The organism is Paenibacillus sp. YN15, assembly GCF_003285005.1.
Lineage (GTDB): Bacteria > Bacillota > Bacilli > Paenibacillales > NBRC-103111 > Paenibacillus_AR.
On sequence record NZ_QMFA01000115.1, the window covers coordinates 1 to 389 of the forward strand.

The 389-nt window shown below is 54.8% G+C and carries 1 protein-coding gene; it reads right to left on the bottom strand.

Annotated features, from left to right (window positions below):
• Positions 1–29: 29 nt before the first annotated feature.
• Positions 30–389 (bottom strand): transposase (locus tag DQG13_RS30395; protein WP_146767246.1); only part of this gene is annotated, 360 nt, incomplete at its 5' end.

Consider the following 389-nt stretch of genomic DNA (forward strand, 5'->3'; position numbering starts at 1 on the left):
AATTCGAGAGGACTCAGCTAAAGGAGGCGTTACCCCTTCGCGCGATTCACCTTCCTCTTCGGCGTGTAGACTTGGTCGTTGCGTAGCAGCGCATCGACCAGACGCACCAATTTTCTTGCTGTCAGAACGAGGGCGCGTTTGTGTTGGTGCTTCGGTACTTCGTTGTATTTCTTCCGGTAATACTCTCCGAATTCCGGATCGCGGTTTTTGACCGAGTTGGCAGCTTCAACCAGGTAATAGCGAAGGAATCGGTTGCCGGATTTAATGCGTTTGGTTTCTTCGGCTTCGAAAGGACCGGATTGGTGCTTGCGCCAGGTGAGGCCGGCGTACTTCGCCACTGCAGCCTGATCGTCGAACCGGGTAATGTCCCCGAGCTCCGCCAGAATGCC